Genomic DNA, 16,510 nt, shown 5'->3' on the forward strand with positions numbered 1-16,510 from the left:
GAACTGATGTCCGTGGTGGACCGGCAGGAGTGGGACGTCGTCGTGGTCGGTGCCGGCGGCGCCGGGCTGCGGGCCGCGATCGAGGCGCGCGAACGGGGCGCCCGTACGGCGGTGATCTGCAAGTCGCTGTTCGGTAAGGCGCACACGGTGATGGCCGAGGGCGGCATCGCGGCGGCGATGGCCAACGTCAACGAGCACGACAACTGGCAGGTCCACTTCCGCGACACCCTGCGCGGCGGCAAGTTCCTCAACCAGTGGCGGATGGCCGAGCTGCACGCGCAGGAGGCCCCGGACCGGGTGTGGGAGCTGGAGACGTGGGGGGCGCTGTTCGACCGTACGAAGGACGGCCGGATCTCGCAGCGGAACTTCGGCGGCCACGAGTACCCGCGCCTCGCGCACGTCGGCGACCGCACCGGCCTTGAGCTGATCCGCACGCTCCAGCAGAAGATCGTGGCGCTGCAGCAGGAGGACTTCAAGGAGACCGGGGACCACGAGTCCCGGCTGAAGGTCTTCCAGGAGTGCACGGTCACCAGGATCCTGAAGGACGGCAGCCGCGTCTCCGGTGTCTTCGCGTACGAGCGCGAGTCCGGCCGCTTCTTCGTCCTGGAGGCACCCGCGGTCGTCGTCGCGACCGGCGGGATCGGCAAGTCCTTCAAGGTCACGTCGAACTCGTGGGAGTACACGGGCGACGGCCACGCGCTGGCGCTCCTCGCGGGCGCGCCCCTGCTGAACATGGAGTTCGTGCAGTTCCACCCGACGGGCATGGTCTGGCCGCCGTCGGTGAAGGGCATCCTCGTCACCGAGTCGGTGCGCGGCGACGGCGGGGTGCTGCGGAACTCCGAGGGCAAGCGGTTCATGTTCGACTACATCCCGGACGTCTTCAAGGAGAAGTACGCCGAGTCGGAGGAGGAGGCCGACCGGTGGTACGAGGACCCGGACAACAACCGGCGGCCGCCCGAGCTGCTCCCCCGCGACGAGGTGGCCCGCGCGATCAACGCCGAGGTGAAGGCGGGCCGGGGCTCCCCGCACGGCGGGGTCTTCCTCGACGTCTCCACCCGGATGCCGGCCGAGGTGATCCGGCGCCGGCTGCCGTCCATGTACCACCAGTTCAAGGAGCTGGCGGACGTCGACATCACGGCGGAGGCGATGGAGGTCGGGCCGACCTGCCACTACGTGATGGGCGGCATCGCGGTCGACTCCGACACGGCGGCGGCCCGCGGGGTGCCGGGGCTGTACGCGGCCGGTGAGGTGGCCGGCGGCATGCACGGCTCCAACCGGCTCGGCGGCAACTCGCTCTCCGACCTGCTGGTCTTCGGGCGCCGGGCGGGCTGGCACGCGGCCGAATACGCGCAGGGACTGGCGTACCAGCGCCCGCCGGTGGACGACGCCCAGGTCGACACGGCCGCGGCGGAGGCCCTGCGGCCCTTCTCCGCGGAGGCGGAGGCGGAGGCAGCGGCCGAGGGAGCGGGCCGGGCGGGCCCGCCGGAGAACCCGTACACCCTGCACCAGGAACTCCAGCAGACCATGAACGACCTGGTCGGCATCATCCGCCGCGAGGGCGAGATGGAACAGGCCCTGCACAAGCTCGCCGAACTGCGGGTACGCGCCCGGCGGGCCGGGGTGGAGGGCCACCGCCAGTTCAACCCCGGCTGGCATCTGGCGCTGGACCTCAGGAACATGCTGCTGGTCAGCGAGTGCGTGGCCCGGGCCGCCCTGGAGCGCACCGAGTCGCGCGGCGGCCACACCCGCGAGGACCACCCCACCATGGACCGCGCCTGGCGCAACGTGAACCTGCTCTGCGCCCTCGCCGACCCGACCGGCGGCCTCGCCGCGACCGACCCGGCCCGGGGCCAGATCCGCCTCACCCGCGAGACCACCGACTCCATCCGCCCGGACCTGCTCGCCCTCTTCGAGAAGGAGGAGCTGGTCAAGTACCTCGCCGAAGAGGAGCTGTACGAGTGAGCAGCTACGAGGCCCGCTTCAAGGTGTGGCGGGGCGACGCACAGGGCGGCGGCCTGGAGGACTTCAAGGTCGAAGTCAACGACGGCGAGGTGGTGCTGGACATCGTCCACCGTCTCCAGGCCACCCAGGCCCCCGATCTCGCCGTGCGCTGGAACTGCAAGGCGGGCAAGTGCGGTTCGTGCTCGGCGGAGATCAACGGGCGGCCCCGTCTGATGTGCATGACCCGCATGTCGGTGTTCTCCCGCGAGGAGACGATCACGATCACCCCGCTCCGCGCCTTCCCCGTGGTCCGGGACCTGGTGACGGACGTCGGCTTCAACTACCGGAAGGCACGCGAGGTCCCGGCGTTCGTGCCGCCGGCCGGCGTCGGTCCCGGCGAGTACCGCATGTTCCAGGAGGACGTGGACCGCTCGCAGGAGTTCCGCAAGTGCATCGAGTGCTTCCTGTGCCAGGACACCTGCCATGTGGTGCGCGATCACGAGGAGAACAAGCAGGCGTTCGCCGGCCCGCGCTTTTTGATGCGGGTCGCGGAGCTGGACATGCACCCGCTGGACGCGGCGGCCGACACCGGCCTGGACCGCAGTCGCACCGCCCAGGACGAGCACGGCCTCGGCTACTGCAACATCACCAAGTGCTGCACGGAGGTCTGCCCCGAGGGCATCAAGATCACCGACAACGCCCTGATCCCGCTGAAGGAACGGGCGGTCGACCGCAAGTACGACCCGCTGGTGTGGCTGGGCTCGAAGATCAGGAGGCGCTCCGGGGCGTGACCGCCCAGTCGTCCCGGTACGCCGTCCAGTCCGCCTCGGTGGCCGCGAAGTCCACGTAGAGGGCGACGCCGAAGCGGGCACGGTCGGCGTCCGTACGGCTCAGGCCGAGGCGGACGCCGCGTACGGCGGCCGGGACGGTTTCGGCGTGCGCCCAGTGGCCGAACCGGTTCTCGTGGTAGAAGGGCAGGCCCATCAGCAGATCGGTGCCGTCCGGGGTGACCTCCAGGGCGAGGCTCGTCTGCTGGGCCACATAGCCGCCGTACAGGCTCTGCAGCGGCTGCATGGTGTCGTACGACATGACGGCGATCTGGTCCACGCGGCGGGCCACCTGCCCGAAGTACGCCTGCGACCACCACTTGGGGTGGCCGGTGGTCGTCCCCCAGAAGGAGTGGAAGGCGGGCAGCGGGTCGATCTGGTGGGCGGCGACGGAGAGGACCGCGCCCCGGGCGTGGGTGAGGCCGCGCAGGTCGTCGAGGAGCCCGAGGTAGTCGCGGTCGCCGGAGTGCAGGGGCTCCAGGTCGAAGTGCGCGCCCTCGAAGCCGGTGGCGAGGACGGCGCGGGTGGAGCCGAGGATCGCCGCACGGGTGGCCGGGCGGTCCAGCCGCAGCCCCTCCGGTCCCTCGCTGGCCAGCTTGTCACCGAGCCAGGCCTGGACGCGGACGCCGGGGAGCTCCCGGTGCACGGCCCCTACCAGCCAACGGGCCTTCGGGTACGCCGACTCGGGCAGGGTGCCGTCGTGCTCCAGCGGGCCCGAGTGGACGTACAGATCGCGGATGCCGGTGCCCTTGAGGCGGCGCGCGAGGGCCTCCACGTCCCGGTCGGTCTTCCGCCCGTCCACCCAGGCGTGGCCCAGCCACAGGGCATCCTGGTGCCGGGTGCGGGTGCCGGGGGCCGGATCGCCGGTGTAGTTGAGACGGAGGGCGGCCTCGGCGGTGAGGAGGGGGAGCAGGAGGAGGACGAGAACGACGGCGGCGACGCGGAGAACGCGCCGCTTGCGGGAACGGGGCTTCCGGTCTTCGCCGGTCCGGTCCTCGTCGGTCCGGTTCTCCTCCGTCCGGTCCTCGTCGGTCCGGTCCTCGTCGGTCCGGTCCTCGTCGGTCCGGTTTTCGGCCGTCCGATTTTCGTCCATCCCGCCCCCCTGTGAGCCTGGTCCCCCACCCGTATCCGTCCCGCTCGCGAAGCCGTCTACCTGCCCATACGCTCCGAAATGTGACGTCCTCCCTGATCCGGGGCCGGCCCCGGCGAGCCACGGCGCACATACGGGTGTGGGTGACGCATGCCGTGCTGGGCGCCCTGGCGGGAGTCGGGTGGCTGGTGTTGCCGGTGATGACGACCGAGGCTCATGATCCGGTTCCCGTGGCGACCGTCGGCACGGTGGCGAGCGCCGCCTCGGCGGAGGAGGGCGGTACGTCGGCCGCCGACCTGGTGCTGCCGCTCCTCGTCGGGGTCACGGCGGTGGTCCTGGCCGGATACGGCTACCTGCGGCGCACCCGGCGGGCCCGGACCCGGACGACTCCGGGGACCGTCTCGGCGCAACCGCCCACGCCCACGCCGGCCGACTCCGAACGGCAGGCCCGGGCGGCGCTGCGCCTGGCCGACGACTGCGTCCGGACCAGCAGGGAGGAACTGTCCTTCGTCCGCGACCGGTTCGGGGAGAAGCAGACCGAGCCGTTCACGCACGCGCTGCGGGCCGCCGAGACCGAACTGGCGGCGGCGTTCGCGATCTGGCGGCGGTACGAGGAGGGCGTCCCGGACGACCCGAGCGCCCGGCGCCAGGCGCTGGTCGGGGTGATCGGCCGGTGTGCGGAGGCGGGGCGCCGGCTGGACGGGGAGGCGGAGGCGCTGGACCGGCTGCGGGGGTTCGACGAGGGGGGAGTCGGGGCGGCGCTGGAGGTGGCCGAGGGCCGGTTCCGGGAGTTGACGGCGCGGGTGGTGAGCGCGCAGATCACCCTGCCGGCACTCCAGGAGACGTACGCTCCCCCGGCCCTGGAGTCCGTCACCGGGTACCTCGAACAGGCCAAGGACCGGCTGGTGTTCGCCACCGCCCGGCTCAACGAGGCCCGCCAGGCGGCCGACGCGGACGACTCACGGCGGGCCGCCCGGCAGCTGCGGGCCGGCGAGGGCGCGGTGGCCCAGGCCGGGGTGCTGGTGGGCGGGGTGGAACGGCTCGCGGTGGAGCTGCGGGAGGCGGCCGGACTGGTGCCGGCGGCGCTGACCGGCGCGGAGGCGCAGCTGGCGGCGGCCCGGCGCGGGACCGGCGGGACCTCGCTGACCGCGGGTGAGCTGCACGCCCGGCTGGCGCACGCCGACGGGGTGCTGGCCGCGGTGCGCGAGGAGCTGACCGGCGGCCCGTACGACCCGCTGGACGCGCTGCGCCGGATCACCCGGGCGGCGGAACGGGTGGCGGGGACGCGCTCCGGGGTGCTGGACACCGCGGGGCTGCTGACGGCGCGCAGTTCCGTCGCCGGGGCGGAGGAGTTCGTGGCGGTGCACCGGGGAGCGGTGGGCGCGGAGCCCCGGGCCCGGCTTGCGGAGGCGGTACGGGAGCTGGGGGCGGGCAACGCCGGCCGGGCGGGTGCCGTGGCCGGGGCGGCGCGGGAACTGGCCGAGCGGGACGTACGCACGCACGGCACCCCGCACATCGGCGCCGAAGCGGACCCGACGGGCCTCGCCGGTGCCGTGCTCGGCGGCGTCCTTCTCGCCGAGGACCCGGACGGAGGCCCCCCGGCGGCCTACGGCGGCCCCCGGTCCCGCTCCCGCCACCACGCTGGGTGAAAAGGGTCGTCAGAACAGGCTCAGCAGGGCTTCCGCCGGGTCCGTGAGGCCGCCCTCTCCGCCCGGCAGGGGCAGCTCGAACCACACCGTCTTGCCGCGAGGCGTCCGCCGTGAGCCCCAGGCCGCGCTGAGGAGTCCGACCAGTTGCAGGCCCCGTCCGCCCTCGTCGGTGTCCCGGGCACGCCGGCGCCGTGGCTGGACCAGGCCGGAGTCCCAGACCTCGCAGACCAGCGTGCGGTCCAGCAGCAGCCGTAGCCGGATCTCTCCCTCGCCGTACCGCAGCGCGTTCGTCACCAGCTCGCTGACCAGCAGTTCCGTCGTGTCGACCAGCGACTCCAGGTCCCAGGACAGCAGCTGTCCGCGGGCGTACTCACGGGCCCGGCCCACACTGCGCGGCTCGCGGGGCAGGGTCCAGTCGCCCACGGAGTCGGCGGGCAGCCCCTGCACCCGGGCCATCAGCAGGGCGATGTCGTCCTCGCCGTGGTGGGTGTCCAGGGTGTTGAGGACGTGGTCGCAGACATCTTCCAGGGGCAGGGTCGGATCCGTGAGCGCGCCGACGAAGGCCTGCAGTCCCTCGTCCAGCGGATGGTCGCGGGATTCGACCAGGCCGTCCGTGTAGAGGGCCAGCAGGGCGCCCTCCGGCAGATCGACCTCGACCTCCTCGAACGGCTCGCCGCCCACGCCGAGCGGCATGCCGGGCGGCACGTCGAGCATCAGGGCCGGCTCGCCGGGCTCGACCAGGACCGGCGGCAGATGGCCGGCGTTGGCGAACGTACAGCGTCTGGTGACGGAGTCGTAGACGGCGTACACGCAGGTCGCCAGGTACACCTCGGAGAGGTCGGCGTCCCGGGGCTGGCGGGCCGTACGGGTGGCCTGCTGGACCCCGCCGGGCGTGCCGAGCCCGCGGGCGATCTCGTCCAGCGCCGACAGCACCTCGGCCGGCTCCAGGTCGAGCAGCGCCAAGGTGCGTACGGCCGTGCGGAGTTCGCCCATCGCCACGGCGGCGCGCAGGCCCCGGCCCATCACGTCCCCGACGACCAGCGCCGTACGGTGCCCCGGGAGTTCGATGACGTCGAACCAGTCGCCGCCCACCTCCGTCGCCGCGTTGCCGGGCAGATAGCGGCAGGCGATGTCCAGTCCGGACGCCTCGGGGTCGCCGGGCGGCAGCAGGGACCGCTGCAGTATCAACGCCCGTTCGTGCTCGCGGCGGTAGAGGCGGGCGTTGTCGATGCAGACGGCGGCCCGCGCGGCCAGCTCCACCGCGAGGTCCCGGTCCCGGTCGCCGAACGGCTCGCTGCCCTTCGTCCGGGCGAACTGGGCGAGTCCGACGACCGTGTCGTGGGCGACCATCGGCACCGCCAGCGTGGACTGCACGAGGCCGCCCTCCTCGGCGGGCACCCGCTGCGGGCGTGCGGTGCGCAGGGCGTCCGCGCAGGGCGAGTTGAACGGGAAGTGGTGGACCGCGCCGACCTCGACGGGTTCCCCGGAGCCGCTGAAGGGGGCACCGGAGACCGCGCTGGCGAAGGCGACCCGGCGCAGCTCGGCGCTGCCGTCGGCGAGGCCGGGCGGGGTCTCGTCGCCGGCCAGCAGCCCCTGGTAGAGGTCGACGGTGGCGAGGTCGCAGAAGCCGGGGACGACCACGTCGAGGAGTTCGCGGGCCGTGGTCTCCAGGTCGAGTGAGTTCCCTATGCGGGCACCGGCCTCGTTGAGCAGCGCGAGGTTGCGCCGGGCGGCGGCGGCCTCGCGGGCGGCGGCCCGGCGGGAGGTGATGTCGGTGCCGAGCCAGGCGACGCCGATGGGCCGGCCGCTGCCGCTGTGCACCCGGTAGAGGTTGACGGACCAGTGCCGTCGCTCCTCGGAGCCCGGCACGAAGCCGGTGACGTGCATGTCGGTGATGGACTCGCCGGACTCCAGCACCCGCCGCAGGGTGGCCGAAACGCGCTCGGCCTCGCCGCGCGGCAGATAGTCGTGAACTCCCTTGCCCCGGTGGTCGTCCGGCGTTCCGCCGAAGACGGAGGCGAACCGCATGTTGGCCCGGCGGACCCGAAAGTCGGCGTCGATCAGCAGGAATCCGAACGGCGATTGACCGAAAATCGCCTGCGAGGCGGCGAGGTCGGTCTCGATGCTGCGCAGCGTGCGGACGTCCACGACGATGCAGACGGCGGCCTTGTCCCCCTCCGCGGTATGCGTCGGCATGACATAGACCTCGGCCAGCCCCTCCTCGCCGCGCGTACCGTCCGGCCGGTCCGGCATCCGGAACGGCACCACTCCGGTCCACTCGCGTCCGTCGAGAATTTCGGCCATCTTCCGCTGGCCGCGCTCGCGCAGGTCGGGATCGACGAAGGCCTCGATGGGATCCATGCCGACGGCACGTGCCGCCGGGACGCCGAAGAGCTGCTCGGCGCGCAGGCTCCACTGGTCGACAAGCCCACCGGGACTGATGGAGAAGGACGCGACCTTGATGTAGTCGTACATCGAACCGGGCGGACTGCTCTGCCACATGGTGTCCCGCGGCCCCGCGGCAGCCTCCGCGGTCTGGCCCCTCGCGCCGTCCGACGGGTCCTCGGACTCCGTGGCCTTCGCTGGTATCTCGCTCACGCGAACCGTCCCCTCCAGCTCACCGCGTCCGGCACCGGTCACCGGGGGCGGCTGCCCGCAGTATCCAGCACTACGGCGCCGCACGACACGGTGTTCACGATCACAGCTCGGTCCAGGTGGTTTTCGGACCGGTCCGTGACAACACTTCCACTCTTCTAACCAGGGAACACACCGCCGAATCACCCCGCACCGCACTGCATGCGCCCCCGGCGCGCACGAGGGGCGGCACGCTCGCGGCTTTACACCCCCGCGCCCCCCGCTGATGCTCCGGCTTCACCCGGGCACCGCAAGTTCGAACCAGACGGTCTTTCCGTTCGCACCAGGCCGGGTGCCCCAGCGCCGCGAGGAACCGGCGACCAGCTGCAGGCCGCGTCCGCTCTCGTCCTCGGGGTGCGCGACACGTTCGCGCGGCGGGTCGGGGAGCGGGTCGGACACCTCGACGCGCAGTGCGTCGTCATCCCCGGTGGGGCGCACCAGCCGTACGCCGATGGGGCCGGTGGCGTACCGCAGCGAGTTGGTGACCAGCTCGCTGACCAGTAGTGCGGCCAGGTCGGCGAGGCAGTCCAGGTCCCAGCCGTGCAACTGGCCCCGGACCGCCGCGCGGGCCGTGCGCACGACACCCGGTTCCGCGGGAAAGGTCCACTCGGCGCAGTCGCCATCGGTGTCGATCACGCCGATCACTTCCCCGGCCAGCGAGCCCACCATGTCCGGTTTCATGGGGTTAATGGGCACATACCCGATATCCGGGGGGCAGTACCGCGCGAGAGGGCGCACTGTGGCACGAACGGCGTACGAGCCGGCGGCCGACTGCCCGGCTTTCAGAACGCGGCGAGCTTCTCGATCTCCCGCACCGCGGAAACGTCCTGGTCGAGCCACGGTACGTCCCACAGCTCGGCCGGCGTCAGCCAGCGCAGCGCGTCGTGGTCCTGGAGGGGCCGGGGCGCGGGTGAGCCGGGGCGCAGGCGGGCGGTCCACACCTGGAGGACGTACGGCGTGCGCAGCGGCCACTCTCCGGGCACGCGGCCGACCGGTTCGGCGTCGATGCCCAGTTCCTCGTGCAGTTCGCGCACCAGGGCGTCCTCGGGGCGCTCGCCCGTCTCGACCTTGCCTCCGGGCAGCTCCCAGCGTCCGGCCAGGTCCACGGGCGCGCTGCGGCGTGCGGCGAGCAGGCGGCCGCCGTCGAGCAGGGCGGCCCCCACCACCACGATCCGTTCCGCTTCGGGGGTCATGCGCGTCATGAAGCGGAGCCTACGGGAGCGCGCAGCCGGTCAGTTCTGCGTGCCGTCCCCGTTCTGGCCGATGCGCTCGACCCAGTAGAGCTGCTTGTGCCCCCGGTCGTCGAGGCTGTCGGCGATCTTCTGTGCCTCCGCGCGGGTCGCGTACCGGCCGACGCGGTAGCGATTGCCGTTGTCGTCCTGCCGTATCACGATCCAGGGCAGGGAGACCGTGCCCTCACTCATGGCCCCCACCGCCCGCGCTCCTTCTCGCACCGCCCCACCCGCTTCCCCCGGCTAAGGAAACCGCAATCCGCATATGCCCGAGCGTACGCCCAACCTTTACGCTGCGAATACGTCTTTTCACAAAGAGGTACGCAACCAGCCAGAACGCCGGGGGCGCACGGGACCGAATGCGCCGTCGCAAACTCCCCCGCCTCGGGTCGGGGCATGCCAGGGGCACCCGAGGTCACCTGGGAAAACGGCCGGATCGCTGCGGCGGGCGGGGGGGCGGGGGTGAGGGGTTCTGGCCCTGCGGCGCGTCAGGGTGTGCGCTACCTCACGCAAAGGGGCGCACGCGGACCCGCCGGGGCGGATGGTCACTTGACGGGCAGATGGTAGGCGACCCGGTAGCGGTCGGCCGGGACGACCACGTCGGCGGTCTCGACCGGGCGGCCGGAGGCGAAGTACGTGCGCTGGACGACCAGGACCACATGACCGGGGACGCCGCCGAGCAGATGCAGTTCCTCGGCGAGGCCGGGGCGGGCGCCGACCTCCTCGGTGACGTTGTCCACGATGACGTCGATGGCCCGCATCCGCTCGACCACGCCCATCCCGCCGAGCGGGCCCTCCTCGGGGAGCATCACCGGGGTGCGGCCGGTCACGGCGAGCGGTTCCCAGGAGGTGGAGAGCATCATCGGCTCGCCGGCCTCCCGGAACAGGTACTTGGTGCGCATGACCCGGTCGCCGGCCTGGATCCCGAGCCGCTCGGCGATGGCCGCGCCGGCCTCGGCCTGCTCGCTGCTGGACTCCCAGGTGCCGCGCACGGAGGCGTCGGCCTGCTCCTGCCGGAAGGGGGTGGCGCCGCCGGACGGCCGGTATCCGGAGCGGGCCACGCGGCGGGGCACGGGGCGCTCGCGCACATACGTCCCCGAACCGGAGCGGCCCTCGACCAGGCCCTCGGCCATCAGCACCTTGCGGGCCTCCAGCGCGACCGTGTCCGAGACGCCGTACTCCTCGCGGATGCGGGCCTGGGAGGGGAGCCGGGTGTGGGGCGGCAGTGAACCGTCGACGATCTTCTTGCGGAGATCACCCGCGACACGCAGGTACGCCGGCTGCTCACCGAAAGTCACTGGCCGCTCCCATCAGGTTGTACAGACAGCAACAGCCTGGCAACCGTGGGTTGGGCCATGCAAGCAAAGGCCAGAGAATCACTCGATGTGATGACAAGGGGCCGGGGAGGGCTTTACCCAGGCACTTTCTCTGCCGTATAGGTGCCCGCGCGCTTCACCGGCTCACACCTGCATCCCGGCGTCGCTTCCCTCCTCACCGGACGCGGCGGGCGGGGTGGTGGCCAGCCCCAGGGACTCCCGCGCGGTGACCGCCCGGCTCGGGTCGATCAGCTCGGAGCCGGTGTCGTAGTGCTCGTAGAAGGTGTCCGCGTCCTTGGCCCGGGCCGCCTTCGCCCACTCCGCGCGCGCCTTGTCCAACTCCCTGGCCAGCGCGGCGAGGGACCCCCGGGAGCCGGCGGGCCAGTCGTGCGCGCGCAGCATCCGGGCCTGCTCGCCCAGCGCGGCCGACACCCGGCCCGCCCACGCCTTGTGCCCCGGCAGGTCGTCCTCCACGTACTCCTCGTCCGGGGCGGTGTCCATGGCGGCGTTGAGGACGTGAGCGGCCTTCAGATAGGCGACCTGGTCGGCGTCGAGGACGGTCTCGTCGTTGCGCAGCGACCCGGTCAGGTCCTCGCCCTCGGTGGTGTTGCCGAACACGCAGGTGACCTCGCGGTCGCCGGCGGCCCAGCTGCCCTCGGTCGGGGTCAGGTAGTACACGTCGACGTCCTGCGGGACCGCCCAGCCGTCCATCGCGTAGCCGTCCTGGAGGCCCCAGCAGCGCTCGTCGGCGGTCTCGGTGACCGAGCCGTGCCCGGGGTAGGCGCCGCCCGGCAGCCGGAAGGACGCGAACACCTCGCCGTCGTGCGCGCCGGCGCAGGAGACCTTGTCCACGTCGTGGGTCACCCCGCTCAGCCCGCCGCCCGGCGCGTCGAAGCACTCGCCCTCGGCCAGCGAGATGGTCGCGCCGTCGCGTGCGCCCTCCTTGAACCCCTCCCACAGCTCCGAGGCGCCGCCCGTGGCGACCAGCAGCACCCACAACACCAGCCCGACGCCGGAGAGCACGGAGCCGCCCACGGCCAGCCCGGTGCCGCGTTCGCCGCGCCGGCGGATCTGCCGCAGCGCGACCAGCCCGAGTACCAGGCCCACACCGGGCAGGAAGCACAGCACACCGAGCACCAGGGAGGCGATGGCGAGGCCGTTGACCGGCGCCGGGTGGTTGTAGGGGCTGTAGCCCTGCGTCCACGGCTGGTACCCCGGCAACCCCAGGTTGCCGCCCGGCTGTTGGGGATACGGCGACGGTCCGTACGGCCCCTGCGGGTACGACGGAGGTGGCTGGAACGGCCCTTGTGGCTGGTGGGGGCCGGGAGGCGGGGGTATGGACACCGGTACCGTGCTCCTGGATCGGGCGGCGGCAGCACAGCACCGGCGACCGGGCCGGCGGCTGGACTGACGTACGACTGGCCGCATGGTAAGCGGGGCACGAACGGGGGCGGAATGCGGGTGAAGACGCAGGGGAAGGACCGGGCGCACGACTGGGTGACCGGTGCGGCCCGGACATGCGAGCGAGCTGACGGACAGTTGGGTGGTACGGCGGTCCGCGAGGCCTCGGGGGAGGGCGACGAGTGAGCAAGGTGACCGAGGAGACGGTCCGGCGTGTGAACGGGCTGACGGCCCGCTGGGCGCAGGCCCTGCCCGAGGGAACGGTGTTCTCGGCGCCGGGCGTCTGGCCCCTGCTGGCCTTCCTGGCCGACGGCGCGGTGGGCCCGGCGCGCGCGGAACTGGCCGGTGCCCTGGGCGTGCCGGCCGAGCAGGCGGCCGGTGCCGCGCGGGAGCTGCTGGCGGGGCTGGCGCAGGTGTCCGGTCTGGACACGGCGCTCGGCCTGTGGACGCACCAGGGGCTGCCCCTGCGCGACGAATGGCGGGCCGGACTCCCCGCCGGGACCTACGGAGTCTTCGGGGACGACCTGGTCACCGCCCAGGAGCGGCTGGACGCCTGGGCGGCCGAGCGGACCGGCGGGCTGGTCGAGCGCATGCCGGTGACGCTGACCCGGGACGCGCGGATGGTGCTGGCCAGCGCCCTCGCGCTGCGCACGGACTGGCGGCAGCCCTTCACCGAGGTGCCGCTGCGACCCGACTCCGGCCCCTGGCAGGGCCGTACCCTGCGTGGCCTGCACCGACGCAGCGTGCGGCCGGACCGGGTGGGGGTGACGGGCACCCCGGACGGCTTCGTCACCGCGTTGACGGTGCCCGGGGACAACGGCGTCGACGTCCACCTGGTGCTCGGTGAGGAGCGGATGACACCGGGCCAGGTGCTGGCGGCCGGCGTCGGGATCGTGGACCGCGGCCTGCCGCTGACCGGAGGCGGAGCGCTGCCGCACGGGCATGTCGGCCCGGGCCTGCACGTGGAGCAGCAGCCGGCCGTCGCGCCGGAGCCGCGCACGCTGGACGTGCGGACGGTGGCGTACGAGGTGCGGGCCGACCACAACCTGCTCGCCCTGCCGGGCCTCTTCGGCCTCACCTCGGCGGCCGACGACCGGGTCGGCCACTTCCCGGGGGTGAGCGCCTACCCGTTGGCTGTCGGGGAGGCCCGCCAGTCGGCGGTGGCCCAGTTCGGCGCGCTCGGCTTCCGGGCGGCGGCGGTGACGGCGCTCATGCCGGCCGCGGCCGGCGGGGTCCCGCAGTACCACTACGAGACCACGGTCGTCCGCGTCGCCTTCGACCGCCCCTTCGGCTTCCTCGCCACGGACCGCGACTCCCGCCTGGTCCTGGCGGCGGGCTGGGTCACGGAACCGTCCCCGTACCCGGTCACGGGCCTGGTCCCGACGGCTCCGCCGGCCCCCTGACCGGCGGCTGCGCGCCGGCCGGGGGGCGGCGCTAGCTGCCGAGCCCCGCCCCGTGGGGCACGTGGAAGGGGACGGTGTTCCAGGGGCTTGTCGGGTCGCTGGTCAGGGTCCGGTGGGCGGTGAGCATCTCCTGGTACCAGCCGCCGAACTCCTCGTCGTCGAAGTGCAGGCAGCGGCCCAGTGCGTAGCCGGCGGAGAAGTCCTGCCACGAGGTGTGGGCGGACTGTGCGGCCTCGCTCGCCTCGACGACGGCCTCGCGCATCTCGGCGCGGGTGGCGAAGCGGGCGCCGTAGCCCCAGCGGGCCATCATCGAGGCGCGGCCGATGTCCCAGGCCGCGACCGAGCGCACGGCGGCGTCCGCCGCGAGCAGGCCGTCGGCGCGGAACCTGGCCTCGTACCGCAGCACCTGGCCGACCAGGCCGACGACGTGGGCGACGAACTCCTCCCAGTCCGGGCCGATCTCGTCCTCCGGTACCTGCGCGGCGCGCTCCCGCAGTGTCAGTTCGACGCACTCGCGCCATGCGGTGGCGTCGACGGCCTGCAGCCGCCCGTCCCCGTTCCGGTGGGCGAGCGCGTTGCGTGCGTCGAGGACGAACTCCCAGTACCAGGGGGTGACATCGCGGTCGAGGAGCCGCCGCTGGGTCTCCTGCCACTCCGCCCGGTCGGTGACGCCCCACCACTTGGCGAGCCGCTCGTGCTCGGTGGACAGGCCGAGGCCGTGGTAGTGCGGGTTGTTCCAGGCCTCGCCGTTGACGAAGCACATCTGGGCACCGAGGGCCAGGCCGTGCAGGAGCGGGCCGAGGGGCGGTGCGCCGGTGCGCAGGGTGACGAGCCGTTCGGCACGCCCGTCCTCGTCCCAGTGCTCGTGGTGCAGCGCCCGCCACACCTGACGCTCCTCCGCGTCGGCCGACATGAGCATCGGGCACGGGGTCTGGTTGTTGACGGCGATGCCGGCGACGTCGTCGGGCAGGTCGTCGGCCAGGTCGCGCAGGGTGTACGCCTCGAAGACCAGGTACGGGTGGGGGCGGGGGAGCAGGCCGCGGGTGTAGACGGCGACGAGGCGCCCGACGGCGGTGTCGTACACGTGGAAGGTGCGCCGGCCGGGTTCGGGCGAGGTCTCCTCGCGGCGGAACGGCACGTACACGAGGTCCTCGGCGAGTGCCTCCAGGTAGGCGAGCTGCAGGTCGCCCCGGGCCTCCTCCTCGGCCTCCGCGTCCGCCCACTCGGTCGTGGCATGGCGGGTCAGCAGCGCGTACAGGTGCTGTTCGAGCGCGGCGGGCGCCTGCCAGGTGCCGGGCTCGGCGGGCGCCGGAACGTTCGGCAGCGCCTCGTCGTGATCGTCCAGTTCACCGACGACGTAGCGTTCCGCCGGCTGCTCCCGCACACCGCTCCGTTCGTGCCGAGCCGCCCGTTTCCGGCCACCGAACACCGCATACCCCCGCAATCGCGATCATGACTGCGGACACCCTACGACCCCCGCCCCGCGCGGCGGCGACCAGGGCCTTCCCTCCCGTAAACGCATGGCACCGGATCGGACCCGTGCACGAGACTGCCCGGGGAAGCCGCCCCCACTCCGCCGCGGACCGGAAAGCAGAAGACCCGTCATGACCTCCGAAATCGAGAGACTCGTCCAGCAGCTCGACGACTCGTCCGGCCCGTCCTACGACGCCCGCGCGGAACTGATCCACAGGGGCTCCGCCGCCGTCCCCGCCGTCATCGACGGGCTGCCCTTCCTCGACAGCTTCGGACAGCTGACCGCCATCGAGGTCTTCGAGGAGGTGGGCGATCCCCGCTGCGGCCCCGCTCTCATCGGGCTGCTGGACAGCGACAACACGGTCGTCCGTGAATGGGCGGCCGTGGCCCTGGCGAGCTTGGAGATCGACGGCGCGATCGAGCCGCTGCGCCGCGCCTACCGCGCCTGTCTGGAACGGCGGACCCCGCCCGACTGGAGCGAGCCCGCCGGCATCCGCTCAGCCCTGACCCGGCTCGGCGCCCGTACCCCGGTCGTCCCGCCGCTCACCGCGCGCCTACGGGCCACCGTCGCCGACGACGCCCCCGGCTGGCCCTCGGCCCACCTCCCCGAGATCATCAACGACCTGGCCGACCACGCCCAGGTGGTTCTCGGCACCCAGTTCTGGCGAGTGAGGGCCGGCGGCACGTACGGCGTCTCCGGCACCGGCCCGGACTGGGAACTCGACTGGACCGCGCCCTGGGACCAGTTGGTCGAAGAAGCTCGCACCTGGTGCCTGCGGGAGGCCGCCCAGGCCCCGGCCGGCGACGACATCTTCGCCGTCCCCACCTGGATCGACCACACCGACCTGCGCCCGGCGGGGAGCGCCGCGAACTGGGGCTCAACCCTCTTGTGAACCAAGGGAATTCCCTCACGCGCGCTCCACGGGCCCTCCTTATCGGCGTGCTTCACTCTCGGCGCAAGATCAACATGCCGACCAGATGGGCCGACTGTGAACATGCGCACGCCCCGACGAGCAACCGCAGCCGCGTTGCTGTCCATAGCGCTTCTCCCCGCCACCCTCGCCACGGCCGACGTCGCGCAGGCCGAGACGCCGTCCCCCAGGCCGAAGCTGACCATCGGCAAGCAGACCACCGACCCGCAGAAAGTGCGGGACTTCTGGACCGCCGAGCGCGTCCACCGGGCCCTCGCCAACGAGGAGAAGGACCAGGCCGCCTTCAACAAGAAGGCCGCAGCGGCGACCAAGGCCGGCGACCGGAGACCCGTCAAGCAGACCCTGCCGGCGCAGTCCGAGCCCGCGGTCTCCGGCAAGACGCTCACGCCTCTCGCCAGCACCTCCGCCACGAGTGTGCCGGAGATGCCGTACGCGCAGCCGGTCCCGTTCCAGCAGTCCCAGCCTGCTGTCCTGGTCGGGAAGATCCTGTTCACCGCCAAGGACGGCACCACGCACGGCTGCAGCGGATCGTCCATCGTCACCGCCAACAAGAACACCGTGTGGACCGCCGGCCACTGCGTCCACCCCGGTGACGGAACCGGCGCGGAAGGC

At 72.9% G+C, this 16,510-nt stretch carries 13 protein-coding genes and 1 pseudogene; 6 read left to right on the forward strand and 8 right to left on the reverse strand.

Annotated elements, in window-relative coordinates; all coding sequences use genetic code 11:
- Positions 1-6 precede the first annotated feature (6 nt).
- Both ABZ937_RS37905 and ABZ937_RS37910 read left to right on the forward strand, forming a co-directional pair.
- The gene (locus ABZ937_RS37905) at positions 7-1,962 is read left to right on the forward strand and encodes a fumarate reductase/succinate dehydrogenase flavoprotein subunit (RefSeq protein ID WP_361699055.1); all 1,956 of its coding nucleotides are present in this window, start codon (positions 7-9) and stop codon (positions 1,960-1,962) included.
- The gene (locus ABZ937_RS37910; protein WP_361699057.1) at positions 1,959-2,732 is read left to right on the forward strand and encodes a succinate dehydrogenase/fumarate reductase iron-sulfur subunit; all 774 of its coding nucleotides are present in this window, start codon (positions 1,959-1,961) and stop codon (positions 2,730-2,732) included. Before ABZ937_RS37905 ends, ABZ937_RS37910 begins: the two co-directional genes overlap by 4 nt.
- Here the strand turns inward: ABZ937_RS37910 and ABZ937_RS37915 are convergent.
- A complete protein-coding gene (locus ABZ937_RS37915; RefSeq protein WP_361699059.1) occupies positions 2,710-3,861 on the reverse strand; it encodes a hypothetical protein in 1,152 nt (383 codons plus the stop codon). The genes ABZ937_RS37910 and ABZ937_RS37915 overlap by 23 nt on opposite strands.
- An 80-nt stretch (positions 3,862-3,941) precedes the next feature.
- Between ABZ937_RS37915 and ABZ937_RS37920 the strand changes: the two genes are divergently transcribed.
- Positions 3,942-5,507, forward strand: a complete 1,566-nt coding sequence (locus ABZ937_RS37920) for a hypothetical protein (protein WP_361699061.1) — start codon at positions 3,942-3,944, stop codon at positions 5,505-5,507.
- A 9-nt stretch (positions 5,508-5,516) separates the two neighbouring features.
- On the opposite strand, the gene ABZ937_RS37925 is transcribed toward ABZ937_RS37920, so the two are convergent.
- The 6 genes from ABZ937_RS37925 to ABZ937_RS37950 form a co-directional block, all read right to left on the reverse strand.
- Positions 5,517-8,105 (reverse strand): SpoIIE family protein phosphatase, encoded by a 2,589-nt coding sequence (locus tag ABZ937_RS37925; protein ID WP_361699062.1) that lies wholly within the window; start codon positions 8,103-8,105, stop codon positions 5,517-5,519.
- A gap of 273 nt (positions 8,106-8,378) precedes the next feature.
- Complete coding sequence (locus tag ABZ937_RS37930; RefSeq protein ID WP_361699078.1) at positions 8,379-8,807, reverse strand: ATP-binding protein; 429 nt, start codon at positions 8,805-8,807, stop codon at positions 8,379-8,381.
- Between the two features lie 116 nt (positions 8,808-8,923).
- Entirely contained in the window at positions 8,924-9,343 is a 420-nt protein-coding gene (locus tag ABZ937_RS37935) for a (deoxy)nucleoside triphosphate pyrophosphohydrolase (protein WP_361699064.1), read from the reverse strand.
- A 30-nt stretch (positions 9,344-9,373) separates the two neighbouring features.
- A complete protein-coding gene (locus tag ABZ937_RS37940; protein ID WP_030649874.1) occupies positions 9,374-9,565 on the reverse strand; it encodes an SPOR domain-containing protein in 192 nt (63 codons plus the stop codon).
- A 353-nt stretch (positions 9,566-9,918) separates the two neighbouring features.
- The gene (locus tag ABZ937_RS37945) at positions 9,919-10,671 is read right to left on the reverse strand and encodes a GntR family transcriptional regulator (RefSeq protein WP_361699066.1); all 753 of its coding nucleotides are present in this window, start codon (positions 10,669-10,671) and stop codon (positions 9,919-9,921) included.
- 162 nt (positions 10,672-10,833) lie between these two features.
- Positions 10,834-12,033: a DUF4190 domain-containing protein gene (locus ABZ937_RS37950; protein ID WP_361699068.1), complete on the reverse strand. Its 1,200-nt coding sequence runs from the start codon at positions 12,031-12,033 to the stop codon at positions 10,834-10,836.
- Between the two features lie 248 nt (positions 12,034-12,281).
- Between ABZ937_RS37950 and ABZ937_RS37955 the strand changes: the two genes are divergently transcribed.
- Entirely contained in the window at positions 12,282-13,493 is a 1,212-nt protein-coding gene (locus tag ABZ937_RS37955) for a serpin family protein (RefSeq protein ID WP_361699080.1), read from the forward strand.
- Between the two features lie 31 nt (positions 13,494-13,524).
- Here the strand turns inward: ABZ937_RS37955 and ABZ937_RS37960 are convergent, their stop codons facing one another.
- Positions 13,525-14,877 carry a DUF1266 domain-containing protein gene (locus ABZ937_RS37960; protein WP_361699070.1) on the reverse strand — a complete coding sequence of 451 codons (1,353 nt, stop codon included), beginning with the start codon at positions 14,875-14,877 and terminating at the stop codon, positions 13,525-13,527.
- A gap of 220 nt (positions 14,878-15,097) precedes the next feature.
- On the opposite strand from ABZ937_RS37960, the gene ABZ937_RS37965 reads away from it, so the two are divergent.
- Together ABZ937_RS37965 and ABZ937_RS37970 are read left to right on the forward strand one after the other, a co-directional pair.
- Positions 15,098-15,859 carry a HEAT repeat domain-containing protein gene (locus ABZ937_RS37965; RefSeq protein WP_361699072.1) on the forward strand — a complete coding sequence of 254 codons (762 nt, stop codon included), beginning with the start codon at positions 15,098-15,100 and terminating at the stop codon, positions 15,857-15,859.
- A 102-nt stretch (positions 15,860-15,961) separates the two neighbouring features.
- Positions 15,962-16,510: pseudogene (locus ABZ937_RS37970) on the forward strand (hypothetical protein); the annotation flags it as partial.

It is taken from the genome of Streptomyces sp. NPDC046727 (genome assembly GCF_040645635.1).
GTDB lineage: Bacteria > Actinomycetota > Actinomycetes > Streptomycetales > Streptomycetaceae > Streptomyces.

Excerpts from the sequence above, each read along its gene's own strand:
- ABZ937_RS37905 (WP_361699055.1), top strand. The coding sequence starts at position 7 with ATGTCCGTGGTGGACCGGCAGGAGTGGGACGTCGTCGTGGTCGGTGCC.
- ABZ937_RS37915 (WP_361699059.1), bottom strand. The coding sequence starts at position 3,861 with ATGGACGAAAATCGGACGGCCGAAAACCGGACCGACGAGGACCGGACC.
- ABZ937_RS37935 (WP_361699064.1), bottom strand. The coding sequence starts at position 9,343 with ATGACGCGCATGACCCCCGAAGCGGAACGGATCGTGGTGGTGGGGGCC.
- ABZ937_RS37940 (WP_030649874.1), bottom strand. The coding sequence starts at position 9,565 with ATGAGTGAGGGCACGGTCTCCCTGCCCTGGATCGTGATACGGCAGGAC.
- ABZ937_RS37965 (WP_361699072.1), top strand. The coding sequence starts at position 15,098 with ATGACCTCCGAAATCGAGAGACTCGTCCAGCAGCTCGACGACTCGTCC.